The 19,819-nt window shown below is 54.7% G+C and carries 17 protein-coding genes and 1 pseudogene; 14 read left to right on the plus strand and 4 right to left on the minus strand.

The genetic code is table 11. From position 1 onward, the window contains the following. The first annotated feature begins 147 nt into the window (after positions 1-147). The 9 genes and pseudogenes from ATI45_RS10225 to ATI45_RS10260 all read left to right on the plus strand — a co-directional run bounded on the left by ATI45_RS10225 (position 148) and on the right by ATI45_RS10260 (position 9,913). Positions 148-1,362, plus strand: coding sequence for a thiamine pyrophosphate-dependent dehydrogenase E1 component subunit alpha (locus tag ATI45_RS10225; RefSeq protein WP_098419410.1), 1,215 nt, complete (start codon positions 148-150; stop codon positions 1,360-1,362). A gap of 1 nt (position 1,363) precedes the next feature. Beyond that, a complete protein-coding gene (locus tag ATI45_RS10230; protein ID WP_098419411.1) occupies positions 1,364-2,341 on the plus strand; it encodes an alpha-ketoacid dehydrogenase subunit beta in 978 nt (325 codons plus the stop codon). A gap of 26 nt (positions 2,342-2,367) precedes the next feature. Beyond that, complete coding sequence (locus ATI45_RS10235) at positions 2,368-3,654, plus strand: 2-oxo acid dehydrogenase subunit E2 (protein WP_098419412.1); 1,287 nt, start codon at positions 2,368-2,370, stop codon at positions 3,652-3,654. 5 nt (positions 3,655-3,659) lie between these two features. Then, a complete protein-coding gene (locus ATI45_RS10240; protein WP_098419413.1) occupies positions 3,660-5,537 on the plus strand; it encodes a protein kinase domain-containing protein in 1,878 nt (625 codons plus the stop codon). A 110-nt stretch (positions 5,538-5,647) separates the two neighbouring features. Beyond that, entirely contained in the window at positions 5,648-6,391 is a 744-nt protein-coding gene (locus ATI45_RS10245) for a class I SAM-dependent DNA methyltransferase (RefSeq protein ID WP_098419414.1), read from the plus strand. 106 nt (positions 6,392-6,497) lie between these two features. Beyond that, positions 6,498-8,683, plus strand: a pseudogene (locus ATI45_RS10250) (type VI secretion system Vgr family protein). 189 nt (positions 8,684-8,872) lie between these two features. After that, the gene (locus tag ATI45_RS23040; RefSeq protein WP_267284053.1) at positions 8,873-9,136 is read left to right on the plus strand and encodes a DUF72 domain-containing protein; all 264 of its coding nucleotides are present in this window, start codon (positions 8,873-8,875) and stop codon (positions 9,134-9,136) included. Next, positions 9,033-9,290: a DUF72 domain-containing protein gene (locus ATI45_RS23045; protein WP_267284054.1), complete on the plus strand. Its 258-nt coding sequence runs from the start codon at positions 9,033-9,035 to the stop codon at positions 9,288-9,290. The genes ATI45_RS23040 and ATI45_RS23045 overlap by 104 nt, the downstream gene beginning before the upstream one ends. Beyond that, complete coding sequence (locus tag ATI45_RS10260; protein ID WP_098419415.1) at positions 9,290-9,913, plus strand: DNA-3-methyladenine glycosylase family protein; 624 nt, start codon at positions 9,290-9,292, stop codon at positions 9,911-9,913. The genes ATI45_RS23045 and ATI45_RS10260 overlap by 1 nt, the downstream gene beginning before the upstream one ends. 187 nt (positions 9,914-10,100) lie before the next feature. Here ATI45_RS10260 and nei read toward each other — a convergent pair whose 3' ends face one another. Continuing rightward, positions 10,101-10,937 (minus strand): endonuclease VIII, encoded by an 837-nt coding sequence (gene nei / locus ATI45_RS10265; protein ID WP_098419416.1) that lies wholly within the window; start codon positions 10,935-10,937, stop codon positions 10,101-10,103. A gap of 102 nt (positions 10,938-11,039) precedes the next feature. Next, positions 11,040-11,678: an SDR family oxidoreductase gene (locus ATI45_RS10270; RefSeq protein WP_098419417.1), complete on the minus strand. Its 639-nt coding sequence runs from the start codon at positions 11,676-11,678 to the stop codon at positions 11,040-11,042. 110 nt (positions 11,679-11,788) lie between these two features. Here ATI45_RS10270 and ATI45_RS10275 point away from each other — a divergent pair, with 110 nt between their 5' ends. The 3 genes from ATI45_RS10275 to ATI45_RS10285 all read left to right on the plus strand — a co-directional run bounded on the left by ATI45_RS10275 (position 11,789) and on the right by ATI45_RS10285 (position 14,611). Further along, complete coding sequence (locus tag ATI45_RS10275; protein ID WP_098419418.1) at positions 11,789-12,883, plus strand: hypothetical protein; 1,095 nt, start codon at positions 11,789-11,791, stop codon at positions 12,881-12,883. 107 nt (positions 12,884-12,990) lie between these two features. Continuing rightward, a complete protein-coding gene (locus tag ATI45_RS10280) occupies positions 12,991-13,440 on the plus strand; it encodes a hypothetical protein (RefSeq protein WP_098419419.1) in 450 nt (149 codons plus the stop codon). Positions 13,441-13,660: 220 nt separating this feature from the next. After that, positions 13,661-14,611 carry a DMT family transporter gene (locus ATI45_RS10285; protein ID WP_098419420.1) on the plus strand — a complete coding sequence of 317 codons (951 nt, stop codon included), beginning with the start codon at positions 13,661-13,663 and terminating at the stop codon, positions 14,609-14,611. A 30-nt stretch (positions 14,612-14,641) separates the two neighbouring features. Here the strand turns inward: ATI45_RS10285 and gloA are convergent, their stop codons facing one another. Further along, the gene (gene gloA / locus ATI45_RS10290) at positions 14,642-15,187 is read right to left on the minus strand and encodes a lactoylglutathione lyase (protein ID WP_098419421.1); all 546 of its coding nucleotides are present in this window, start codon (positions 15,185-15,187) and stop codon (positions 14,642-14,644) included. A gap of 207 nt (positions 15,188-15,394) precedes the next feature. Here gloA and ATI45_RS10295 point away from each other — a divergent pair, with 207 nt between their 5' ends. Continuing rightward, the gene (locus ATI45_RS10295) at positions 15,395-16,489 is read left to right on the plus strand and encodes a lysylphosphatidylglycerol synthase transmembrane domain-containing protein (protein ID WP_228706004.1); all 1,095 of its coding nucleotides are present in this window, start codon (positions 15,395-15,397) and stop codon (positions 16,487-16,489) included. Beyond that, positions 16,486-18,720 (plus strand): glycosyltransferase, encoded by a 2,235-nt coding sequence (locus tag ATI45_RS10300; protein ID WP_098419422.1) that lies wholly within the window; start codon positions 16,486-16,488, stop codon positions 18,718-18,720. The genes ATI45_RS10295 and ATI45_RS10300 overlap by 4 nt, the downstream gene beginning before the upstream one ends. Before the next feature lie 64 nt (positions 18,721-18,784). Here the strand turns inward: ATI45_RS10300 and ATI45_RS10305 are convergent, their stop codons facing one another. Then, on the minus strand, positions 18,785-19,792 hold the full coding sequence (locus ATI45_RS10305) for a rhodanese-related sulfurtransferase (RefSeq protein WP_098419423.1): 1,008 nt from the start codon (positions 19,790-19,792) through the stop codon (positions 18,785-18,787). Positions 19,793-19,819: the final 27 nt, after the last annotated feature.

The following is a 19,819-nucleotide window of genomic DNA, read 5'->3' on the forward strand; positions in this document are numbered from 1 at the left end:
CACTTTACGTTAAGGTCAACTTTTCCATCGGCGAGTTCGCACAATGCGTTCTATACTGTGGAAAAGATTAGCACCCTTAAGCTGACAAAACCAAAGCCCTCACAAGGGGCTCTGTGTTCCTCAAGCCACCACCCAAGGACGAGGATAATGACAACAACAAAGTCAAAAACCGTGCACTCCCCCATTTTCACTGATGGCGCGGAGTTTCGAATTTCCACCTTCAAACTGCTCAAACAGGACGGCTCGCTGTACAAAGGCGGTAAAGCGCCTGATATAAGCAAAGAAAAAGCCCTGCGCATTTACCACGCCATGGTCACCACCCGCATTCTGGACGAGCGCATGTTAGCCGCCCAACGCCAGGGCCGGCTCAGCTTTTACATGCAATGCACCGGTGAAGAAGCCGCCGTTATTGGCAGTGCAGCAGCACTGGGTGATAGCGACATGATTATGGCCCAATACCGCGAACAAGGTGCGCTGGCCTACCGTGGATTCACCATCGACGAGTTCATGAACCAGCTGTTCGGTAACGACAAAGACTACGGCAAAGGCCGGCAGATGCCGGTGCATTACGGTTCGAAAAAACTCTATTACATGACCATTTCATCACCGTTGGCCACCCAGATTCCCCAGGCCACCGGTTATGCTTATGGCCAGAAGCTGGCCGGTGAAGGCCACTGTACACTGGTCTACTTTGGCGAAGGCGCCGCCTCCGAAGGCGACTTCCATGCGGCTCTGAATATGGCCGCCGTTCACCGGGTACCTGTGATCTTTTTCTGCCGCAATAACGGTTACGCGATTTCCACACCGGCCTCCGAGCAGTTCGCTGCCGATGGTATAGCGCCGCGGGCCTACGGCTACAAAATGGACGTGATTCGGGTAGACGGCAACGACGTTCTGGCGGTGTACCAGGCCACCGAAAAAGCCCGCCAGCTGGCCGTAGAAGAGAACCGCCCGGTACTGATTGAAGCCATGACGTACCGCTTGGCCGCCCACTCGTCCTCCGATGACCCCTCCGGCTACCGCAGCAAAGACGAAGAAGCCATCTGGCGTGAAAAAGATCCGATTCTGCGCACCCAAAACTGGCTGAAGTCACACGATTGGTGGAGCGACAGTGAAGAAAAAGAATTACAGGAACGCCTGCGCCGCGAGGTTCTTGAAACCATGAAGCAAGCGCAGAAGCGGCCACCACCGGCACTGGAAACCTTAATCACCGATGTTTACAAAGAAGTGCCGCCAGCCCTGAATGCGCAGTTCGAGAAACTGAAAGCGCACATTCGTCGGCACCCGGACGCCTACCCGAAGAGCGCGAACGATCCGGCTATTACTGGAAAACCCGCTAGCACCCAAAAAGGAGAGGCTTGAAATGGCTAAGATGAACATGCTGCAAGCCATTAACAACGCCTTGGATACAGCCATGGCGGCGAATGAGCGGGTGCTGTGCTTTGGCGAAGACGTGGGCATTTTTGGCGGGGTATTCCGCGCCACCAGCAATCTGCAACAAAAGTACGGCAAGACGCGCTGTTTTAACACGCCTTTAGTGGAACAAGGCATCATCGGCTTCGCCAACGGTCTGGCGGCGCAAGGCTCGGTGCCGGTGGCGGAAATACAATTCGCCGACTACATTTTCCCGGCCTTTGACCAGATCGTGAACGAAACCGCGAAATTCCGTTATCGCTCCGGCAATCTGTTTGACGTCGGCGGGCTGACCATTCGCGCACCTTACGGCGGCGGCATTGCAGGCGGCCTGTACCACTCCCAGTCACCGGAAGCCTATTTTGCCCACACACCGGGCCTGAAAGTGGTAGTGCCACGCAATCCACATCAGGCCAAAGGCCTTTTGTTGGCCGCCATTCACGACCCCGACCCGGTGCTGTTCTTCGAGCCCAAGCGCCTGTACCGGGCATCCGTGGGCGAGGTGCCGGAAGAAGCCTACCAACTTCCACTAGGCGAAGCTGAAGTCCTCAAAGAAGGCACAGACGTGACGGTTCTGGGCTGGGGTGCGCAAATGGAAGTCATCGAACACGCGGTGGAGATGGCAGAAAAAGACGGAATTTCCTGCGAAGTAATCGACCTGCGCAGCATATTGCCCTGGGACGTTGATACTGTGGCCAAATCGGTTCTGAAAACCGGGCGACTGGTGATTACCCACGAGGCCCCGTTAACCGGTGGCTTTGCCGGCGAAATCGCGGCCACTATTCAAGAGCGCTGCTTTCTATATTTGGAATCGCCTATTGCCCGGGTAGCCGGAATGGACACGCCCTTCCCGCTGGTGCTGGAAAAAGAACACTTTCCCAATCTGTTGAAGGTGTATGAAGCCATTTGCGACAGCGTCGAATTCTAACCCGGTATCAGGACAGGAGAACAAACATGAGTGATTTTATACTGCCCGATATCGGCGAAGGCATTGTAGAGTGCGAACTGGTGAAGTGGCTGGTCAGCGAAGGCGATATGATCGAAGAAGATCAGCCGGTGGTTGAAGTAATGACCGACAAAGCGCTGGTGGAAATACCCGCACCTCACAAGGGACAGGTCAAACGGCTTTATTACAAAGAAGGCGATATTGCCAAGGTGCACGCACCCCTGTTTGAATTGTCAGAAGAGGGTAGCGAGCAGGAAGAGAGCGTCGCCAACAATGACGACGGCTCCGCCCCAGAAAAAGCTAACATAAGTTCAGCGCCGGCCAGTCAAAAGGCCGAAACAAAAAAACAGGCGAGCGATAGCAACGGCTCTAATGAAACAACAAGTGCAACGGAAATCAAAACCCCGGCCAGCCCGGCGGTAAGACGCCTGATGCGCGAGTACGATTTGTCGTTGGGTCACATCAGCGGCTCCGGCAGAGACGGCCGGGTGCTGAAAGAAGATGTGCTGGCTCACCTGAAACAGCCAGAAGGCCGAACAAACGAGTCCGTGGGCGCTCAATCAGCGAAGCGCTCCGGCGCCATTGACCAGCAGGTTCGCATAGAACCGATCAAGGGTATGAAGGCAGTGATGGCCAAACGCATGGTGGCTTCAGCCTCCACCATTCCCCACTTCATCTTCAATGAAGACATTGATGTAACCGAACTGCTGGCTCTGCGCGCGCAGCTCAAACCCTTGGCCGAAGCCAGCGGATCACGGCTCACCTTGATGCCGTTCATCATGAAAGCCATGGCCCTGGCCATTCGCGACTACCCAATTCTGAACAGCCGGGTAAACGACGAGGTCACTGAAATCCATTACCAGCCCCAATGCAACATTGGTATGGCGGTGGACAGCAAAGCCGGGCTGATGGTGCCCAATATCAAAGGCGTGGAACACCTCACCCTGCTAGAAATTGCCGATGAAGTGACGCGCCTGACCGAAGCGGCCCGCGAAGGCCGCGTGGCTCAAGACGACTTGAAAGGCGGCACCATCACTATTTCCAACATTGGGGCATTAGGCGGCACCTACGCTTCACCCATCATCAACGCACCGGAAGTGGCGATTGTAGCCTTGGGCCGCACCCAAACACTGCCGCGCTTTGATCAGGCAGGCAATGTAACTGCGCGCGCTATTATGCCCGTCAGCTGGGCGGGGGATCACCGCATAATCGACGGCGGCACCATTGCCCGTTTCAGTAATTGCTGGAAAGGCTATCTGGAATCGCCACAGTCCATGCTCTTGCACTTGGGCTAAGCCAGATGGCCCGGCCGAAAAAAATGCGGGGGCAGCCGGCAACGCCCTCGCAGATTCAACAGTTCTACATACCCGAAGAGCAGTCCATTTACCTGCTCAGTCACGATGATGCGCGCAAACTGAAAAACTGGGTTGCGCTCTGTACTACCCAACTGCAAACGCTGGGATATCGCGACATCGAGATGATCGGCAAAGGCGCTTACGGCTTTGTGTTTTCCGGCAAACTAGCGCTGGAAGGCGCCAGCGACCTGGAACACGTGTTCAAATTCATCCGCATCAATCTGCCACGCCACCTGCATGATCGCTTAGAAGACGAAGCCTATATTCTGGAACAGGTAGAGCACCCGCGGGTGCCGCGCCTGATTGCTTTCCAACGGGCGCGCAGCCAACCCATTCTGGTGATGGAACGAGCGCCAGGGTTAAATTTGGAAGTGGTATCGCTGCGCGAAGGGCGCCTGAAGCCGCGGCTGATCATCCGCATCGCCGACCAGCTGGCAGACATTCTGCGCAATCTGCGCCGGGAATCCACCGATGGCAAACGACCCATTGTGCACGGCGACATCAAACCCTCGAATCTGGTCTTCGACGCCAAGCACGAAAACACCGCCCTGATCGACTGGGGCTCGTCGGTGTTCGCTCAACTGGATGCCAACCAGCAGTTTCTTAACAACAGCGTGATGGAGCTGATGTCAGACAACCTGCAACAAACCAACGCACGGCTGGGCGACGTGTACTTTATTGGCGAAGAGCAACTTTACGGCGGGCTGTCATCGCCGCGCTTCGATGAGCAAGGCGCCGCAGCTACTCTTTACGCTCTGGCCTCCGGCCAATCCTGCCGCTTTGGCCACCAAGCGATACCCGCCGACTCGTTGGGACTGCCCATGGAATTCGCCCGCATGCTGGACGGCATGCTCAGCCCTGACCCTCAGCAGCGCCAACAAGCCGGTGACTACTACATTCGGGAAATGCCCAGAATGGCGCGCACGGTGATGATTGATCTGCCCGAACCTGCGCCCGTTCCACTGGTGCCAGTTTGGATACGCCAGCCCGGTCGCGAAATCGACACGGTGGTGTACAGCTCGCGCAAATCCTTCCTGCGCCAGGAAGGCGCGGTAAACACATTAGACGACGTTAACGACGTGCAGCTAGACCGTTACTACAAAAACTTCATGCAGGGCATGGGCGACACTGAAAAAGCGTTCCTGGCTGCGGTCAGCCGCCTTGGCCGCTACCCGTTAGAAGGCGGCTTGGCAGTACGTTGGGAGCCTGACGGCATTTATGTAGACACCTCCTTGCACCTGCACGACCCACAACTGAAAGGCGCCTTCACCACTGCCGTCAACAACATGGTCAACCTGGCCCAGGCCATCTACCGCCAGGGCATCTTTAAAAGCTGCCTGTTCAACGCCCGCGACACACTGCACATTGAACGCGATCAAGCCGACCAGCCGTTTGTGACGCCGCCGACCATGCATTTGCCGTATCAGATCAGTTCGGCACCAGAGGTAGAAGACCGTTCACGAGTACACTCTTACTTTGAAGACGGCCCAGACCCCGAAGAGTTTCTAGTGCTGCCGCCCACTATCATTACAGCGCTCGAAGCCTTGAACAGCATCCGCCATACCGGCATGCTAATTTTTGAAGCCCTGCCCCTGCACCTGAAAATTCACAGCCAATACCGCCTTCTGGACCCCGCCAAAGAGGACGAATTCCGCGAGCACCTGGACGAAATTCTGGCCGCTGTTGATGAGATCACCGGCCTTGGCGTGTCCGGCTTTATGAAAATGCCTTACAAAGACACTCGCTTCTTTCCCCACATCGAACGCCTGCCGGAACGCTATTACCCCCGCAACCCACGGCAGGAGGCCGCGCAAGCAATCTAGATTGCCTGGGGCGCCGCACCCTTCGCAAACACAGCACTTTGGGATAGGATGCTGCGCCAACCTATTTATCGCCAACACGCTCTATTTACCCCTCACACACTCAGGCTGCTATGTCCTCCAACGCGCTCTACACCGACCTGTCGGGCTATTACGATTTGTTGTGTACCGACATCAACTACCAGGCCCAGAGCCACAGCGCACAGCGCCTGCATCAGTTGTTCGGTAATGGCGGCAACAGCCATCTGGATCTGGCCTGCGGCACCGGCCCCCACGTGCGTTACTTCATCGATGCCGGCTACAACAGCTGCGGGCTGGACATCAGTCAGCCCATGCTAGAAATGGCAAAAGTCCGCTGCCCCGAAGCACAGTTTGTACTGGGCGACATGTGCGATTTTCAAGTGAATGAGAGGCTGGACGTGATCACCTGTTTTCTGTACTCCATTCATTACAGCGGCGAACTTGAGGCGCTACAAAAATGCCTCGCCTGCGTGCACCAGGCGTTAAAACCGGGTGGTGTGTTCTGTTTTAACGCGGTCGACAAACACAAAATCGACAACAACCTATGCGTCAGCCACACCGTCAGCCATGAGGGCAGCCACTTCACCTTCAGCTCGGCCTGGCATTATGGCGGCACGGGCAACCGGCAATCGCTTAAACTGGGCATTGGCAAAACCACAGACGGTGTTATACAAACGTGGCAGGACGAGCATCCGATGGTGGCAGTGAGCTTTAATCAATTAAAAGAGCTTCTGTTGCCGTATTTTGACGTTCACATCTTCGAACACGATTACGACACAATCGCTCTTTGGGACCAGACCTCGGGAAACGCGCTTTTTGTCTGTGTGAAGTTGTAGGCGAGAGTTCAAAACCGAGAGCTGGCCCCTAGATTTATCGCAAACGCACTGTTAACGTTCAACCCGGATTTTTCAACAAATACACATATTTTCAAGGACTGAAGATATGCACCAAGCAAAAGGACTGCAGTTCACTGCCCATGTTGGCGAACTGCCCGAAAATGTTTTCTCCGTATTCGGCCTTGAGCTCACCGAAGGCCTGTCGGAGCTGGTTCATGGCCGTCTTAAAATGGCCAGCAACCTGCCGACGCTGGCGGCCGCTGACATATTAGAGCAGTGGTTAGAGCTAACCATCTGGCAGAACGGCGCAGCAATTCGCCGCTTTACCGGTGTTGTCAGCGAGTTTGTCCGCGGCGACAGCGGGCACCGCCGTACTCACTACGAAGTGGTTATCCAACCGCCTCTATGGCGCCTAGGGCTGATGCACAACAGCCGCATATTCCAAAGCCAAAGCACCGACAACATCCTGAGTACGCTTATACGCGAGAGGGGCATTGCTGATGCGGTGTTTGATCTGCAACACACGCCGCCAGAAAGAGAATATTGCGTGCAACACCGGGAAAGCGATCTTGCTTTTCTTGAACGGCTTGCCGCCGAAGAGGGCTGGCACTATCGTTATCAACACGGGCGTTATCACCACGGCCGCTATCAGCACGGCAGCGATGACGGCCAGGAACAACCCGCCCTGATTGTGGCCGACAACCATCACAACGCCCCCAGGCTGGAAGCTGTTGAATACAACGCCAGAGCCGGTGGCAGCAGTCGGCAACCCGCGGTATTTCGTTTGAGTTACGCGCAGCGGGTAAGAGCCGCAACGGTGGCCATAAAGACTACACCTTCCACAAACCCGCCTACGGACTGATGCACGAACACACGGCCAGCAGCCTTGAGCACCGCGATGACTACCAGCACTACGAATACCCCGGGCGTTTCAAAACCGATGCCAGCGGCAAACGGTTTACCCAAGTCAGGCTGGATGCCTTAAGGAATGACGCCAGCATCGCCAGCGGCGAAAGCAACCGCGCTGATTTTACCTGCGGCGCCAAAGTGCAGCTCACCCACCACTACAACGAAAAATTAAATCAGGACTGGCTAATAACCCGCGTTACTCACAGCGGTAGCCAACCACAGGCTTTGAAAGAAGAAGCCGGTGCCAAACCAACCATATACCACAATCGCTTCAACGCGGTTCCCACGCACATCAACTGGCGCCCGCGATGCACTCATCGCCCGCTGATGGACGGCCCGCAAATCGCCATCGTGACCGGGCCTGATGGTGAGGAAATCCACTGCGACCAACACGGCCGGGTTCAAGTGCGCTTCCCTTGGGATCAGCATTCACGGACGGGCCAGGCAGAGAGCTCTGAATCAAGCGGGGCACAAAGCAGCGCCTGGCTGCGGGTCAGCCAGGGTTGGGCAGGTGGCCAATACGGTTTTATGGCGTTACCAAGAGTGGGCCACGAAGTGATCGTGTCGTTTCTGGACGGCGATCCAAACCAACCCATCATCACCGGCCGCACTTACCACGCCACTAACACACCGCCTTACGCCCTGCCCCAGCACAAAACACGCACCACCCTGAAAACCCAGACCCACAAAGGCGAAGGCAGCAACGAACTGCGCTTTGAAGACGAAGCGGATAAAGAACACATCTACGTCCACGCCCAGAAAAATCTCGACCTGCTCACACAGAACAACCGCACCGAAGTCATCAAAAACGACAGCCATCAGACCGTTGGGAAAAACCGCTTCAGCCACACTAAAGGTAACGAACACAGCACGATCAACGGCGAACAGCGCCAGCACATCGGTGGCGATTACAGCCTTACCACAGGCGGCAGCCACCACAGCCACTTCGGCAAAGCCCAACTGGTCGAAGCCGGTACCGAAATTCATCACAAAGCCGGCCTGAAAGTGGTGATTGATGCAGGGGCAGAGGTCACACTGTCAGCCGGCGGCAGTTTTCTGAAGCTCGACCCCAACGGCATAACCATATCTGGGCCGTTAGTGCGATTCAATTCGGGAGGCGGCCCTGAAAGTGGCTCTGCAGCGACCGCTTAGCCACCAGAACTACCCCAGGGCCTTAATGGGCATGAGCAGCCAGATAAAGGCTCAGCGCAGCTGACTGACATTGGTCAGCGTCAGCATACGGCAACTGAGCCAGCCATCATTTCCGATCTCTCTTCCCTAGATAAAAGGATTAAAACCCGGGCAGCCAAAGCTGGGCATCTCTTTGTGTCTGCCTGTGAAATGGACTCTAGCGGGGAGTGTGCTATTCATGACCACGATTGAGCGCGCTTTTCAAAACATTCGTGAGCTCCTAAACACTTGCGAGATTCATTTGTTCCGCAGTGACAATTTATGGTTTGATTCAAGCGACTGTATCAAAAAGACAATCTACATCAGGACATCACCCAGCAATGGCGCCCCCCCCCCGCGTTTCTGGACATACTTTCGCCGTTGAATGACGTGCTCGGCCCAATGTTCATTCAGCTGCCGGCGGCTTTTAAGCCGGAGCATCTGGATCGGCTATGGCGGTTTATGGACAAATTGCCGGAACCACTCACCTGCGCCGTAGAAGTGCGTAACAGCGCATTTTTCAGTAAGGGCGAGGCTGAAAAAGCGCTCAACCGCGGGCTGCGTGAGCGCAACAAGTCCCGTGTCTGCCTGGACAGCCGTGCGATCTTCTCGGCAGAACCCGCCTTTTCTGGCACCTTGGGTAGAGCGCGTAGGCCAGTGGATTGAACAGGGCAAACAGCCCTATGTGTTCATGCATATGCCCGACAACGGCGATGCACTGGCTCTGGCGCAACTTTGGAGTAAGCTGTTACAGGAACGCCTGCCGCAGGTAGCTGCTTTGGATCTGGCCGCACAACGGCCCCAGCTTGGATTGTTTTAATGCAAAAAACGTCGCTCACCGATGAAAGCCTTGATTACGGAGCACAGCAGCTGGCCGCTGTCGATGCGGATCTTGGCCACATTTATGCCCGCCTGGGTACGCCGCCGCTGTGGGCGCGGGAACCTGGTTTTGCTTCACTGGTGCACATTATTCTGGAGCAACAAATTTCTATAAAAGCCGCGCAAACCGTGTTCGAACGGCTATGCACGCACCTGGGTGAAATGTCGCCGCAACGTGTGGTTTCAGCAGGTGAGGAAGAACTGAAAGCGTTTGGGCTAACTCGTCAAAAAGCCCGTTACTGCTTTGGATTGGCAGAGCGCATTCATACCGGCAAACTCAATTTGGCGCAGTTAGACGCTCTGAGCGACACAGAAGGGCGCAACGCGCTCTTGGCTGTCCCCGGGCTAGGCCCATGGAGCGTTGACGTATACTACTTGATGGCATTGCGCCGGCCGGATGTTTGGCCGCTGGGTGATTTGGCACTGGCGGCGGCCATGCAGGAAGTAAAACAACTGGATGCACCCGCAACCCGCCAGCAACAGGTGGACATTGCCAACGCTTGGTCGCCTTGGCGCGCCGTCGCAGCGCGGCTGCTGTGGATGCACTATCTAGACAGTCGCTAGACGCCCACGAAAAAAAAACGCAGCGCCAAAGCGATATACCTCATTATTTATCAACTTATCCACTGACAGTTACCCACAAAAGCTGTGGATAACATTGTGAGCAGGGCAAGGATAGGTCCAGTGAGCCGCTACAACACAGGGCCTGCGGGCATGTGGTGCGAAAATGATCAGCTTGGGTAAGTTGATTTCATTCCGCTTGACACTGAGGGCAATAATACAACCGCCGGCTGGCAACGCTGCTTTTTACGATGGGCGTTTCGCATTCGTAGCAAGGCTCGGAGTCGCGATTGAACACCATAAATCGGCGCTGGGAAAAGGTGCGCCCTTCCCGCTTTAGTCTTTTCACTCGTTCAGGATCGTTGGTAATGCCTTTCAGGCGGTAAGTTCGTTCAATCAGAACCAGAATGGCCTTGGCCAATCGCTCACGGGCTTCTGCTGACAAGTCCTTTGGCTTCGCCGAAGGCATCAAGCCCGCTTCAAACAGGATTTCCGAGCGCAGATAATTGCCCACGCCGGCGATAAACCCCTGGTCCAAAAGCAAACCACCCAGGCCGCGGCCGCGAAAGCGCTTATCATCAAATTGCGCGAGCACGTTTTCGACCGAAACGGTCTGGTTGACCGGATCAGGCCCCAACCGCACCAGATACTCCACCTGTTCCAAATCGTCAGGCCGCACCAGTCGAATGTCAGATGCACTATAAAGCCAAGCGGCTTTTTCTGACCCGATAACCGCAAAGCGCAGTTGGCGTCCGGTTTTTGGTTGGGTGTCCGCCTTGCTAATTCGCCACTGGCCGTAAAGCTGGTTGTGGCTGTACACGCACCAAGGTCCGTCATCGCCGAGGGCCGAAAAAAAAACCAGTACGGCTTTACCGCGGGCCTCTACCGACGTTACCAGGCGGCCGGCCAATGTTGGTTCAAAGCTTTTGAAGCGGTCGAAGGCGGAAAACACCTTGTCCGCCTTGCATTGGCCAACGGCGCTTTGAATATCGTCGACCATGCGACGTATTTCGGGTCCTTCAGGCACTGCTGCTCTCCATTAATGTTCGCCATCACTGTTCGCCATCAATTAAATTGTCATTCAATCTACGGGGCTTAAAACTTGAATTCAGGAACAGAACCGATGACATCACAACGCCACCAACGCCTCATCCACCGGCGTCGTACCAGAGAGCACTTCGAATGTGCGGTTATCGCAGTTGTCTGAATTCAACACCGCCAGCAGTACATTGGCTACGTCTTCCCGGGGAATGTCGCCCGAGCGGTCGAGGGTTTCACGAATATCGACCTTACCGCTGCCCGAATCTTCAGTAAGTGGCCCGGGGCGTACAATGGTGTAGGTAAGGCCGCTGGCCACCAGATGCTCGTCTGCTTTGTGTTTTGCTTCCAGATAATGGCGAATCTTTTCAGGGGCATCGCCAGGCTTGTCTGCGCGCATGCTGCTAACAATTATAAAGCGCTTGATACCCATTTGTTTTGCGGTTTCCATCAGGTTGATGGCGCCGTTCTGGTCTACGTCGACGGTTTTTTCAGGGCCGGTTTTGGGGCCTGAACCTGCGGTAAAAATAACCGCGTCACAACCACGTAACGCTTCGCGGCAATCACCTTCCAGATCTCCCACCACGGTTTCGGTGGCGCCCAGTTTTTGCAGGTCCGGCCCCTGCTCCGGGTCGCGAATCAAGGCCCGTGCCTCGTGCTCGGTGTCTGCCATCTTTTCCAATAAATGACGGCCTATCTGACCGTTAGCTCCAGCGATTAATACGCGCATAGTGTGATCTCCTGTTGCAATAACTCCATACTGTACCTAACGACCTTCGTGCGCCAGCACCCTCTTTCAAGGCCCTATGGCATTAGATGGGAACTAAGGATGAACCGGGGATGAAAAGACTCTTAGGTGTATTTGTATTGGCCGCCTTACTGGCCACTTTCTTCAGCCTTGCTGCCGAACCCGTTCCGGTTGAGCAAAAACTCATCCGCATTCACGCCAGCGATGTGTTGGGCGAGCTCCCCGGCCTTGAGCACGAATCCGTTGATTTGCAGGCTGTTCTAGCGGATATGGCTGATGATCCTCTGCTGGTGCTAAAGGCAAGAACCGCTCTGTTGAAATACCCGGTTATGGCCCGCCAACTGCTACTCATTTACGGCGGCGAGCCGGAGTTTCAGGAAATTCTGCGGCAACATGGCGATTCGGTGTTGCCTCCCATCCACTATTTTGTGTCCAATTCTGTTGGGTCCATTGAATGGATGAACCGGGCTGGCACGCAATACCAGCTGTTCAAACAATGGTTTACCGATAACGAAAACAGCTCGACGATCGTTAATACTGTACAGCCACTAACACCCACCGAGCGCGGTTGGTACGCGGTTCAATACATTCATACCGAAGGTCATGATTTTCTGGGTCAGTTTCTGGTTAATCCAGAGGGCAAGGTTGAGTGGATTGCAAGCGAGCGTGTTCTGGAAGGGCTGAACCAGTTTTTCGCCGGTGGCCTGCGCCAACTGGAAAAACGCCATCGCATGAATGAACCCATTGGCGCCGCTGATATTGGCTGGGCGGCGCTGGATGTGGTGGTGTTCGCCAGCGCGGTGAAAGTTCTGCGCATTGGCCGATTCGCTGCGGCAACCACCCAGAATGCCAGCCGCGGCACGCGCTCTGCGGCCCTGGCCGTCCGTTTCAGTCGCGGTGGCCGTTTGGTACTCAGCAGCGCCCGCTATGCAAAGTGGCCGCTGATTGTAGGCGCAGGCTATCTGGTAATTACCCACCCCAGCCTGATTAACAACTTTCTGGTCGAACTGGCCGACGTGATTGGCGCACCGGCCTTACTGATTCAATGGGTTGGTTGGTTATTGCTGCTAATGCCGGCTCTTTATCTTTTGCGCGGCCTTCTTTGGCTGACAACGCCTCTGTTGCGCGCTGTACTTTGGAGCACCGGGCGACTGCTAGCGCAGCTTAGCGGTCGCAGCGCGGCGTAAAGATGTTCGCAACCCCGCAGTGCGTGACATTGTCACTGAACCTTCTACCACAGTGTTCTATGGTGAATGCAACTCGAATTCATCAAATCACTCAGGAGTTTCAAACCATGATGAAATCATTCAAAACACTGGCAGTCGCCGCTGTGATGTCTGTGACGGCTATGGGCCCAATGGCTGCGCAAGCGGGGGATCAGCAAATGATTGACGAAGTACTGATAATTCTGTCCAGCGAATCCCTGCAAACACAGGGTATGGCCATGGTACTGTCCAACACAATGGCCCAGAAAGGTGCCAAGGTGAATGTGTTGCTGTGTGACAAAGCCGGCGACCTGGCCTTGAAAGCTTACGACGCACCGGCCCTGAAGCCGAAAGACGTGACTCCGGGCCAGATGCTTCGTGGTCTGTTGAAACAAGGCGGCACTGCCAACGTATGCGCGCTTTACCTGCCTAACAGCGATTACAGCAAAGAAGACCTGCTGGACGGCGTGGGTGTTGCTACGCCACCGGAAATGGCAGAACAGATGTTGAATTCAGAAATGCGCACTTTTACGTTTTAAGTACAAAGCCGAGCGCCGAGCCCAGCTTTAAAAGGCGCAGCGGTTCCTACGGGCAACGCCTGAAAAGTGCTCGAGAATTGGCTAAAAGGTAACAACAAAGCAACAACGGCCGCCCTGGAAACGGCGCAGCCGTTGTTTTGTCTCGAACAAACACAAACGGGCTGGTCGCAACAGGCCCCAACGCCTATCATAGCTTCCTTTCTTTTTGCCGGACGTTGTTATGCTCAGGGGTGTATTGCTGATCGCGTTTGCCGCCGTGCTCTGGTCTACCACCAGCATCGTCGCTAAATTTCTGTTTGCCAGTTCTGATTTGGGAGGCCTTACCCTGGGCTTACTCAGATTAATGGTGGCCCTGCCGTTTTTTTGGCTGCTGATGCGCCGTGAGCAGCACCAGTTGGCCAGTCAACAACGGCAAAACCCGACAGACGGCCCTGCACCGCTCACCCGCCTGGGCCAGCTTCCGTTAAAGGCCCTGATACCACTGGCCGGACTGGGCATTTTTCAGGCTGTGTATCAGGGCAGCTATTTGGTGGCGGTGGATTTGACCGGTGCCGGCATTGCCACGTTGATTTCGCTGTGCCTGCCACCGGTGTTTGTGGCCCTGCTGGCGGCGCCCATACTGGGTGAAAAACCGGGCGCGATTACCCTGGCGGCACTGTTCGTGGCCATAGCCGGTACCGTTATGCTGGTGTTGAGCGATATGGAAACTGCGGGTACGCTACGCTTGGCCGGTATTTTAATGTCGCTGCTGGCCGCAGCTGTATACACCGGGTTCAACCTGACCAGCCGTTACAACTCTGCGCGAACGCCGGTGTTTACCACCGCCTTTCTGTGTTTCTTCACCGCTGCGTTGGTCTTGCTGCCAGCGGTCTATTTCAGTGGCGGCTTTGCCGATGTGCAAAACCTTCGATGGCAGCACTGGCTGATGGTGATTTACATCGGGATAGTGCCAACCTGTATTGGCTACCTATGCTTTTTTGCAGGCATGCAAACAACGCCGGCCACCCTGGCCAGCATCATTGTTATCTTGGAACCCTTATTTGTCGCACTACTGGCATGGCTGATTCTGGGCGAGGAATTAGGCACAATCGGCCTTGCGGGCGCGTTTATACTCACCGTAGCAGTGGTGGTGGCGTCACGCTACGGTAACCCACCACGGCCAGCCAACTAACGAGTGAGCGTTAAAGGCTGACCGCGCGCATCAGTCTTTGCGCTGGTGTTCAAGCATATCGGGCTGCAGAATTTCAATCCAGTAGCCGTCGGGGTCTTTGATAAACGCCAGGCCCTTCATCTTGCCGTCATCCGGCTTTTTCACAAAATCGACGTGCAACGCCTCGAACCGATCACAGGCCGAGTACACATCCGGCACCGCGATACCAATATGGCCAAAGCCCTGGGGCTGGTCGTTGCCGTTGTGGTAGGCAAAATCGTCGTCGTTCTCTGTGCCCCAGTTGTGGGTCAGCTCCAACATGGCTTCGCGGCCAAAGGTGTAAGTGGTGCGGTGGGCGTTATCGGTCGGCACCATGCTGGCCTGACGATCATCCAGATACCCCAGAAAATACAGGGTGAATTTCATTTCCGGAAAATCCAGTTTGCGGACCAAACGCATACCCAAAACCCGACTGTAAAAATCCAGGGATTTTTGCGGATCTTTTACTCGCAGCATAGTCTGATTAAACACAAAGCCTTCCGTCTCTGGCACTGGCTCGTGATGAAGTCCGGGCGCCTGTTCAAAGTGTTTTGGCATAATAAAAACCTGTTGGTAAACCGCGCAACGCCTGTAAGCACGCAGTCAATGAATGGCAGGTGTACAAGGTTTAATTGTGATCTGCCGAGGGCTTTTCAAGGTTATGTTAGGCTACACACTCTTAATCGGCCATGCTGCTTTTATAAGTCTGACTTGAGTACCTTTGCTGTGAACCAGCCCACTAAAAGACATCTAACCCGCCCACAAGTGTCCGAACCAAGACCAAAAGCGCAGGCAGACAGCGCCGGCAAACGTGCCGTCAATTCAAATCAACAAAACACCTCTGGAAGACGTCTGGCGCTGTTTAGCTTTTTGTTCCTCGTGCTTACAGGCGTTGGCCTATACACCGTTTATACCCATTTTGCAGACAAAACCCTGAGCTTTGACAACCGCTTGCTGGAACCGGCTACGCTGCTGTCGCTGGCTGCCCTGCTTTTTGTTTACTACGGTGCTGACGCCTTACGCCTTCATTTTACTCTGCGCGCGCTGGGGCACCGGCTGAACACCAGGGTTATCGCCCGGCTGGTGTTTATCAATCTGTTTTTCTCAAACGTCACGCCTATGGCTACCGGCGGTGGTTTTGCGCAAATCTGGTATCTGCACAAGCATGGTGTGCCCATTGGTACCGCAACTGCAGCCACGACTATCCGGACTCTGTTAGCCGTTATTTTCATTTTTTCGCTGACACCGGTGTTTCTGCTGTCACTGGGGGCATTGGAGGGACGCGCAATCAGCGGCAATGTGGGTATCGCACTGACGTTTTTCATCTTGCTGTATCTGGGGTTTTTCGCGGTGTTATTAATGCGCACACGCTGGCTGATGGCGCCTTTGGCGAAACTGCTGACGGTTTTGTGGCACCTGAAGCTGATCAGCGCCGAACGCCACCGACACTGGCAGTTCAAAGCCAAGCGGGAGATGCTGCGATTTTCCGCCAGTTTTAGCGATTATCTGCGCGGCCAGCCAATGTATATTGCGCTATCGGTGTTTTTGACCGCTGTATTTCTGCTCAGTCTGTTCAGCTTTCCGGCCCTTTTGCTCCACAGCCTGGATTACACGGTGGACTATATAACAACGCTAGGCTTGCTGGTGGTCACAACCTTCATCATGTATTTCTCGCCCACCCCGGGGGCATCAGGCATTTCAGAAGGCGTGTTTGGCAGTTTTTTCAGCGAGATCCTGGCGCCCTCACATCTTCTGCTGGTGATTGTGGCCTGGCGTTTTCTGACAATTTATCTCGGTATGCTGATTGGCCTGGTGGTCATGCAACGGGAGTTGATAAGGCAACGGAGAGCCAAACCATGAATCGCCCACCGCTACTGAAATGGCTTTTTTACCTTTGCCTCACCGTGGTGGTTCTGCTGGTGGGCTACAAGGTATACCTGAACCTGTTTATGAAGGACTTCAACTCCCTGCATTCCGAGCAGGCAGAGCGTATTAGCGAGGCCCTGGCAAACGACCAACCACTAAGCTTCGCGGTGGTTGGCAACATCAATAACTCCATCGGTATTTTTGAGGAACGTATCGTGCCAGCGCTAAACGCGGGCGAATACGACTTTATGGTGTCCGCCGGTAATGCGGTCAGCAGCGGTGGCGAAGACAAATACCGGGCGTTGTTTGGCTCGCTGGGGCACCTGAACATTCCCTGGTTGATGACCTTTGGCGACAACGAATACGACAATTTTGGCAGCTTTCGCTTTTACGATCATTTCGGCCCGCATTTTTACAGCGTGCGCGCCGGTGTCAGCCGGTTAATCTTCCTCGACAGCACCGGCAAAACCGCCTGGCAATGGCAACTGCGTTGGCTCGATGAACTGCTGGCCGAAGACACCTCCAAGGCCCGCATTATCTTTATGGGTGACCCGCCGTTACATCCATCCCAAAGTGCACCTTTTGACCAGAGTGACGACTATCTACAGCCACCGGAATTCCGTAAGGCGCTGCTGGACATCGTCAAGAAGTACGACGTAAACGCGGTCATCTCTGCAAACCTGTCCCTTTACGACGAGCAAATAATCGACAACACCCTGTTTATAACCACCGGCGGTGCGGGCGGCCTGGTAATGAATGACGACATCAGTTTCTACCACTATCTGACGCTGCAAATTGATACTGACGGCAACGTCAGCCACACACTGCAAAGGCTGGAGGTGGGCCAGCATCCGCTTTTGAAAAAACTGGAAAGCCTGTGGTTCTTTATCTATTCGCTGTTTTATACCGGCTACCTAAATTTCTTTTTGCTGGTGGCTGTGTTTTCCGCGGTGAATATTAAGCTCTACGGCCTTATTTTCGTTGGCAAAGACTACTACCCAGACTACGATCTTGACGCCTCGCCGTTTTTGCAAAAGCCCATACGGGTGGCCATGTTCACCAACAATTATTTGCCGTTTATTGGTGGCGTGCCTATATCCATTGCCCGTTTGCGCCGGGGGCTGGAAGCCATGGGCGACAGCGTACTGGTGGTGGCACCGCGTTATCAGAACCAGCCGGCACAGGAAGAAAGCATCCTGCGGGTACCGGCGCTGCTCACCATGGGCTCCAAGCGCGAATTCCGCTTGGCCAATATATTTCTAAGCCGTATTCGCAAGCGCCTGCGGGCCTTCAAGCCAGACATTATTCACCTACACCACCCCTTCTGGCTGGGCTCGCTCGGGCTGTTTCTGGCCCGCCGGTTAAACATACCCGCGGTGTACACCTACCACACCCGGCTGGAGCATTACGCTCACTTTGTCCCCCTGCCAGGCATGCTATTTCGTAATCTGATTTCCCACGCGCTGATCAAACGCTTTGCCAACAAGTGCGACACGGTGATTGTTCCCACTTACTCGATTGAAGAATATCTTCGGATGATCGGGGTTAAATCCCCCGTTTACGTGCAGCCTACCGGCATTGAGTATGAGCGTTTCCAAGCTGTGAACCCTGCCGACGTGCAAAAATTGCGCAAACGATTGGGCCTGAAAAACGAGAAAGTGCTGGTGAGTGTGTCGCGACTGTCGAACGAGAAAAACATCGACTTTATGATCGATGGGCTGAATGAACTGCGCCGTAAAACCGCCGTTGCGTTTCACTTTGTCATGATTGGCGAAGGCCATCAGCGTGAACGCCTGCAACAAAAAATAGACGACCTGGGCTTGCAGCAGCACATCACCCTGGCCGGCAGCATTGAGCCTGCGGTTATGGCCACCTGGTATCAATTAGGCGACATCTTCGTGTTTGCGTCGAAATCAGAAACCCAGGGCATGGTGATTCTGGAGGCTATGGCGGCGGGCTTACCGGTCGTGGCCGTGCGTTCAAGTGGAATTGATGACGTGGTGCGCCAAGGTGTCAACGGCTTTAAAACACCGGAGAAACAAAGCCTGTGGTGCGAGCGAGTACAACAATTAATGGAACAGGATGGGCTGCGCCATCAGTTAGCAGAACAGGCCCTGGCGTTTGCCAAGGACTATTCGGTAGAGCAGTTTGCCAAAGACGTGCGCAGAATTTACGGCGAAACACTGGCCCTGGCCGCCAAGAAGGCCAAACCTAAAAAGCCTTAAAGAAGCAGGCCGCTAACGGCTTTTCTGATGCTCACTTCTTGCGCTGGGTCTAGCGTTGAGCCCATCAGGAGCGGGCTTTTTCGCCGTCCAGGCTTAATTTGGCCTGACGTGCGCACTCGGCCTGCTTGCGCTTTTTGCGTTCAGCAACAACGCGGGCCGCATCGCCTCCTACGTGAACTTCACCACGCTCCTCTGCCAGGCGCATTTGCCGTTCGCGCTCGGCAAAACGCGCCTTTTGAGACTCGCTTGATACGCCAGCGCACTGGTGACAGCTCACGCCTTTGCTGTATTCCGGCCGCAGCTTGTTAGCCTCCGTGATCGGGCGACGGCAGGCGTGGCACTGGTCGTAGTCACCACGTTCAAGGCGATGATTGACCGTGACACGATCGTCAAATACAAAACACTCACCTTCCCACAAGCTTTTCTCTTCCGGCATCTCTTCCAGGTATTTCAAAATGCCGCCTTTGAGGTGATACACCTCGTCAAAGCCCTGCTCTTTCATATAAGCCGTCGACTTTTCACAGCGGATACCGCCGGTGCAAAACATGGCGACCTTTTTGTGTTTGGCCGGATCAAGGTTCTGCCTTACATATTCGGGAAATTCGCGAAACGTATCCGTGGCGGGGTTGAGGGCGTTTTTGAAGGTGCCAATTTCCACTTCATACTGGTTGCGGGTATCAACCAGCACAACGTCTGGATCGGAGATCAATTCATTCCACTGCTCGGGATTCAGGTAGGTGCCCACGATGCGCTTCGGATCAATGCCCTCGACGCCCATGGTGACAATTTCTTTCTTCAGCTTGACTTTGGTGCGCTTGAACGGCTGCTCGCCGACAAACGATTCCTTGTATTCAATGCCGGCAAAACGGTCATCGCTGTTAATCCAGGCCTTTATCGCATCAACGCCGTCGCGGCTGCCGGCTACGGTGCCATTTATACCCTCACTGGCCAGCAATAATGTGCCATGCACACCTTTTTCCAACATCAGGCTCAGCAGCGGCTGGCGCAGCGCCTGGTAGTCATTCAGAACCGCGAATTTATACAGCGCACACACAACAACGGAATCAGTCATAGCAATCTCCTGCGGGCCGGATCGTAA

The organism is Marinobacter sp. LV10MA510-1 (assembly GCF_002563885.1).
In the GTDB taxonomy this organism is placed as follows: Bacteria; Pseudomonadota; Gammaproteobacteria; order Pseudomonadales; family Oleiphilaceae; genus Marinobacter.

What these genes read in the sequence shown, in the direction of transcription:
- ATI45_RS10225 (WP_098419410.1), top strand. Translation starts at nt 148, where the DNA reads ATGACAACAACAAAGTCAAAAACCGTGCACTCCCCCATTTTCACTGAT.
- ATI45_RS10230 (WP_098419411.1), top strand. Translation starts at nt 1,364, where the DNA reads ATGGCTAAGATGAACATGCTGCAAGCCATTAACAACGCCTTGGATACA.
- ATI45_RS10235 (WP_098419412.1), top strand. Translation starts at nt 2,368, where the DNA reads ATGAGTGATTTTATACTGCCCGATATCGGCGAAGGCATTGTAGAGTGC.
- ATI45_RS10240 (WP_098419413.1), top strand. Translation starts at nt 3,660, where the DNA reads ATGGCCCGGCCGAAAAAAATGCGGGGGCAGCCGGCAACGCCCTCGCAG.
- ATI45_RS10245 (WP_098419414.1), top strand. Translation starts at nt 5,648, where the DNA reads ATGTCCTCCAACGCGCTCTACACCGACCTGTCGGGCTATTACGATTTG.
- ATI45_RS23040 (WP_267284053.1), top strand. Translation starts at nt 8,873, where the DNA reads ATGTTCATTCAGCTGCCGGCGGCTTTTAAGCCGGAGCATCTGGATCGG.
- ATI45_RS10260 (WP_098419415.1), top strand. Translation starts at nt 9,290, where the DNA reads ATGCAAAAAACGTCGCTCACCGATGAAAGCCTTGATTACGGAGCACAG.
- ATI45_RS10270 (WP_098419417.1), bottom strand. Translation starts at nt 11,678, where the DNA reads ATGCGCGTATTAATCGCTGGAGCTAACGGTCAGATAGGCCGTCATTTA.
- ATI45_RS10275 (WP_098419418.1), top strand. Translation starts at nt 11,789, where the DNA reads ATGAAAAGACTCTTAGGTGTATTTGTATTGGCCGCCTTACTGGCCACT.
- ATI45_RS10280 (WP_098419419.1), top strand. Translation starts at nt 12,991, where the DNA reads ATGATGAAATCATTCAAAACACTGGCAGTCGCCGCTGTGATGTCTGTG.
- ATI45_RS10285 (WP_098419420.1), top strand. Translation starts at nt 13,661, where the DNA reads ATGCTCAGGGGTGTATTGCTGATCGCGTTTGCCGCCGTGCTCTGGTCT.
- gloA (WP_098419421.1), bottom strand. Translation starts at nt 15,187, where the DNA reads ATGCCAAAACACTTTGAACAGGCGCCCGGACTTCATCACGAGCCAGTG.
- ATI45_RS10300 (WP_098419422.1), top strand. Translation starts at nt 16,486, where the DNA reads ATGAATCGCCCACCGCTACTGAAATGGCTTTTTTACCTTTGCCTCACC.
- ATI45_RS10305 (WP_098419423.1), bottom strand. Translation starts at nt 19,792, where the DNA reads ATGACTGATTCCGTTGTTGTGTGTGCGCTGTATAAATTCGCGGTTCTG.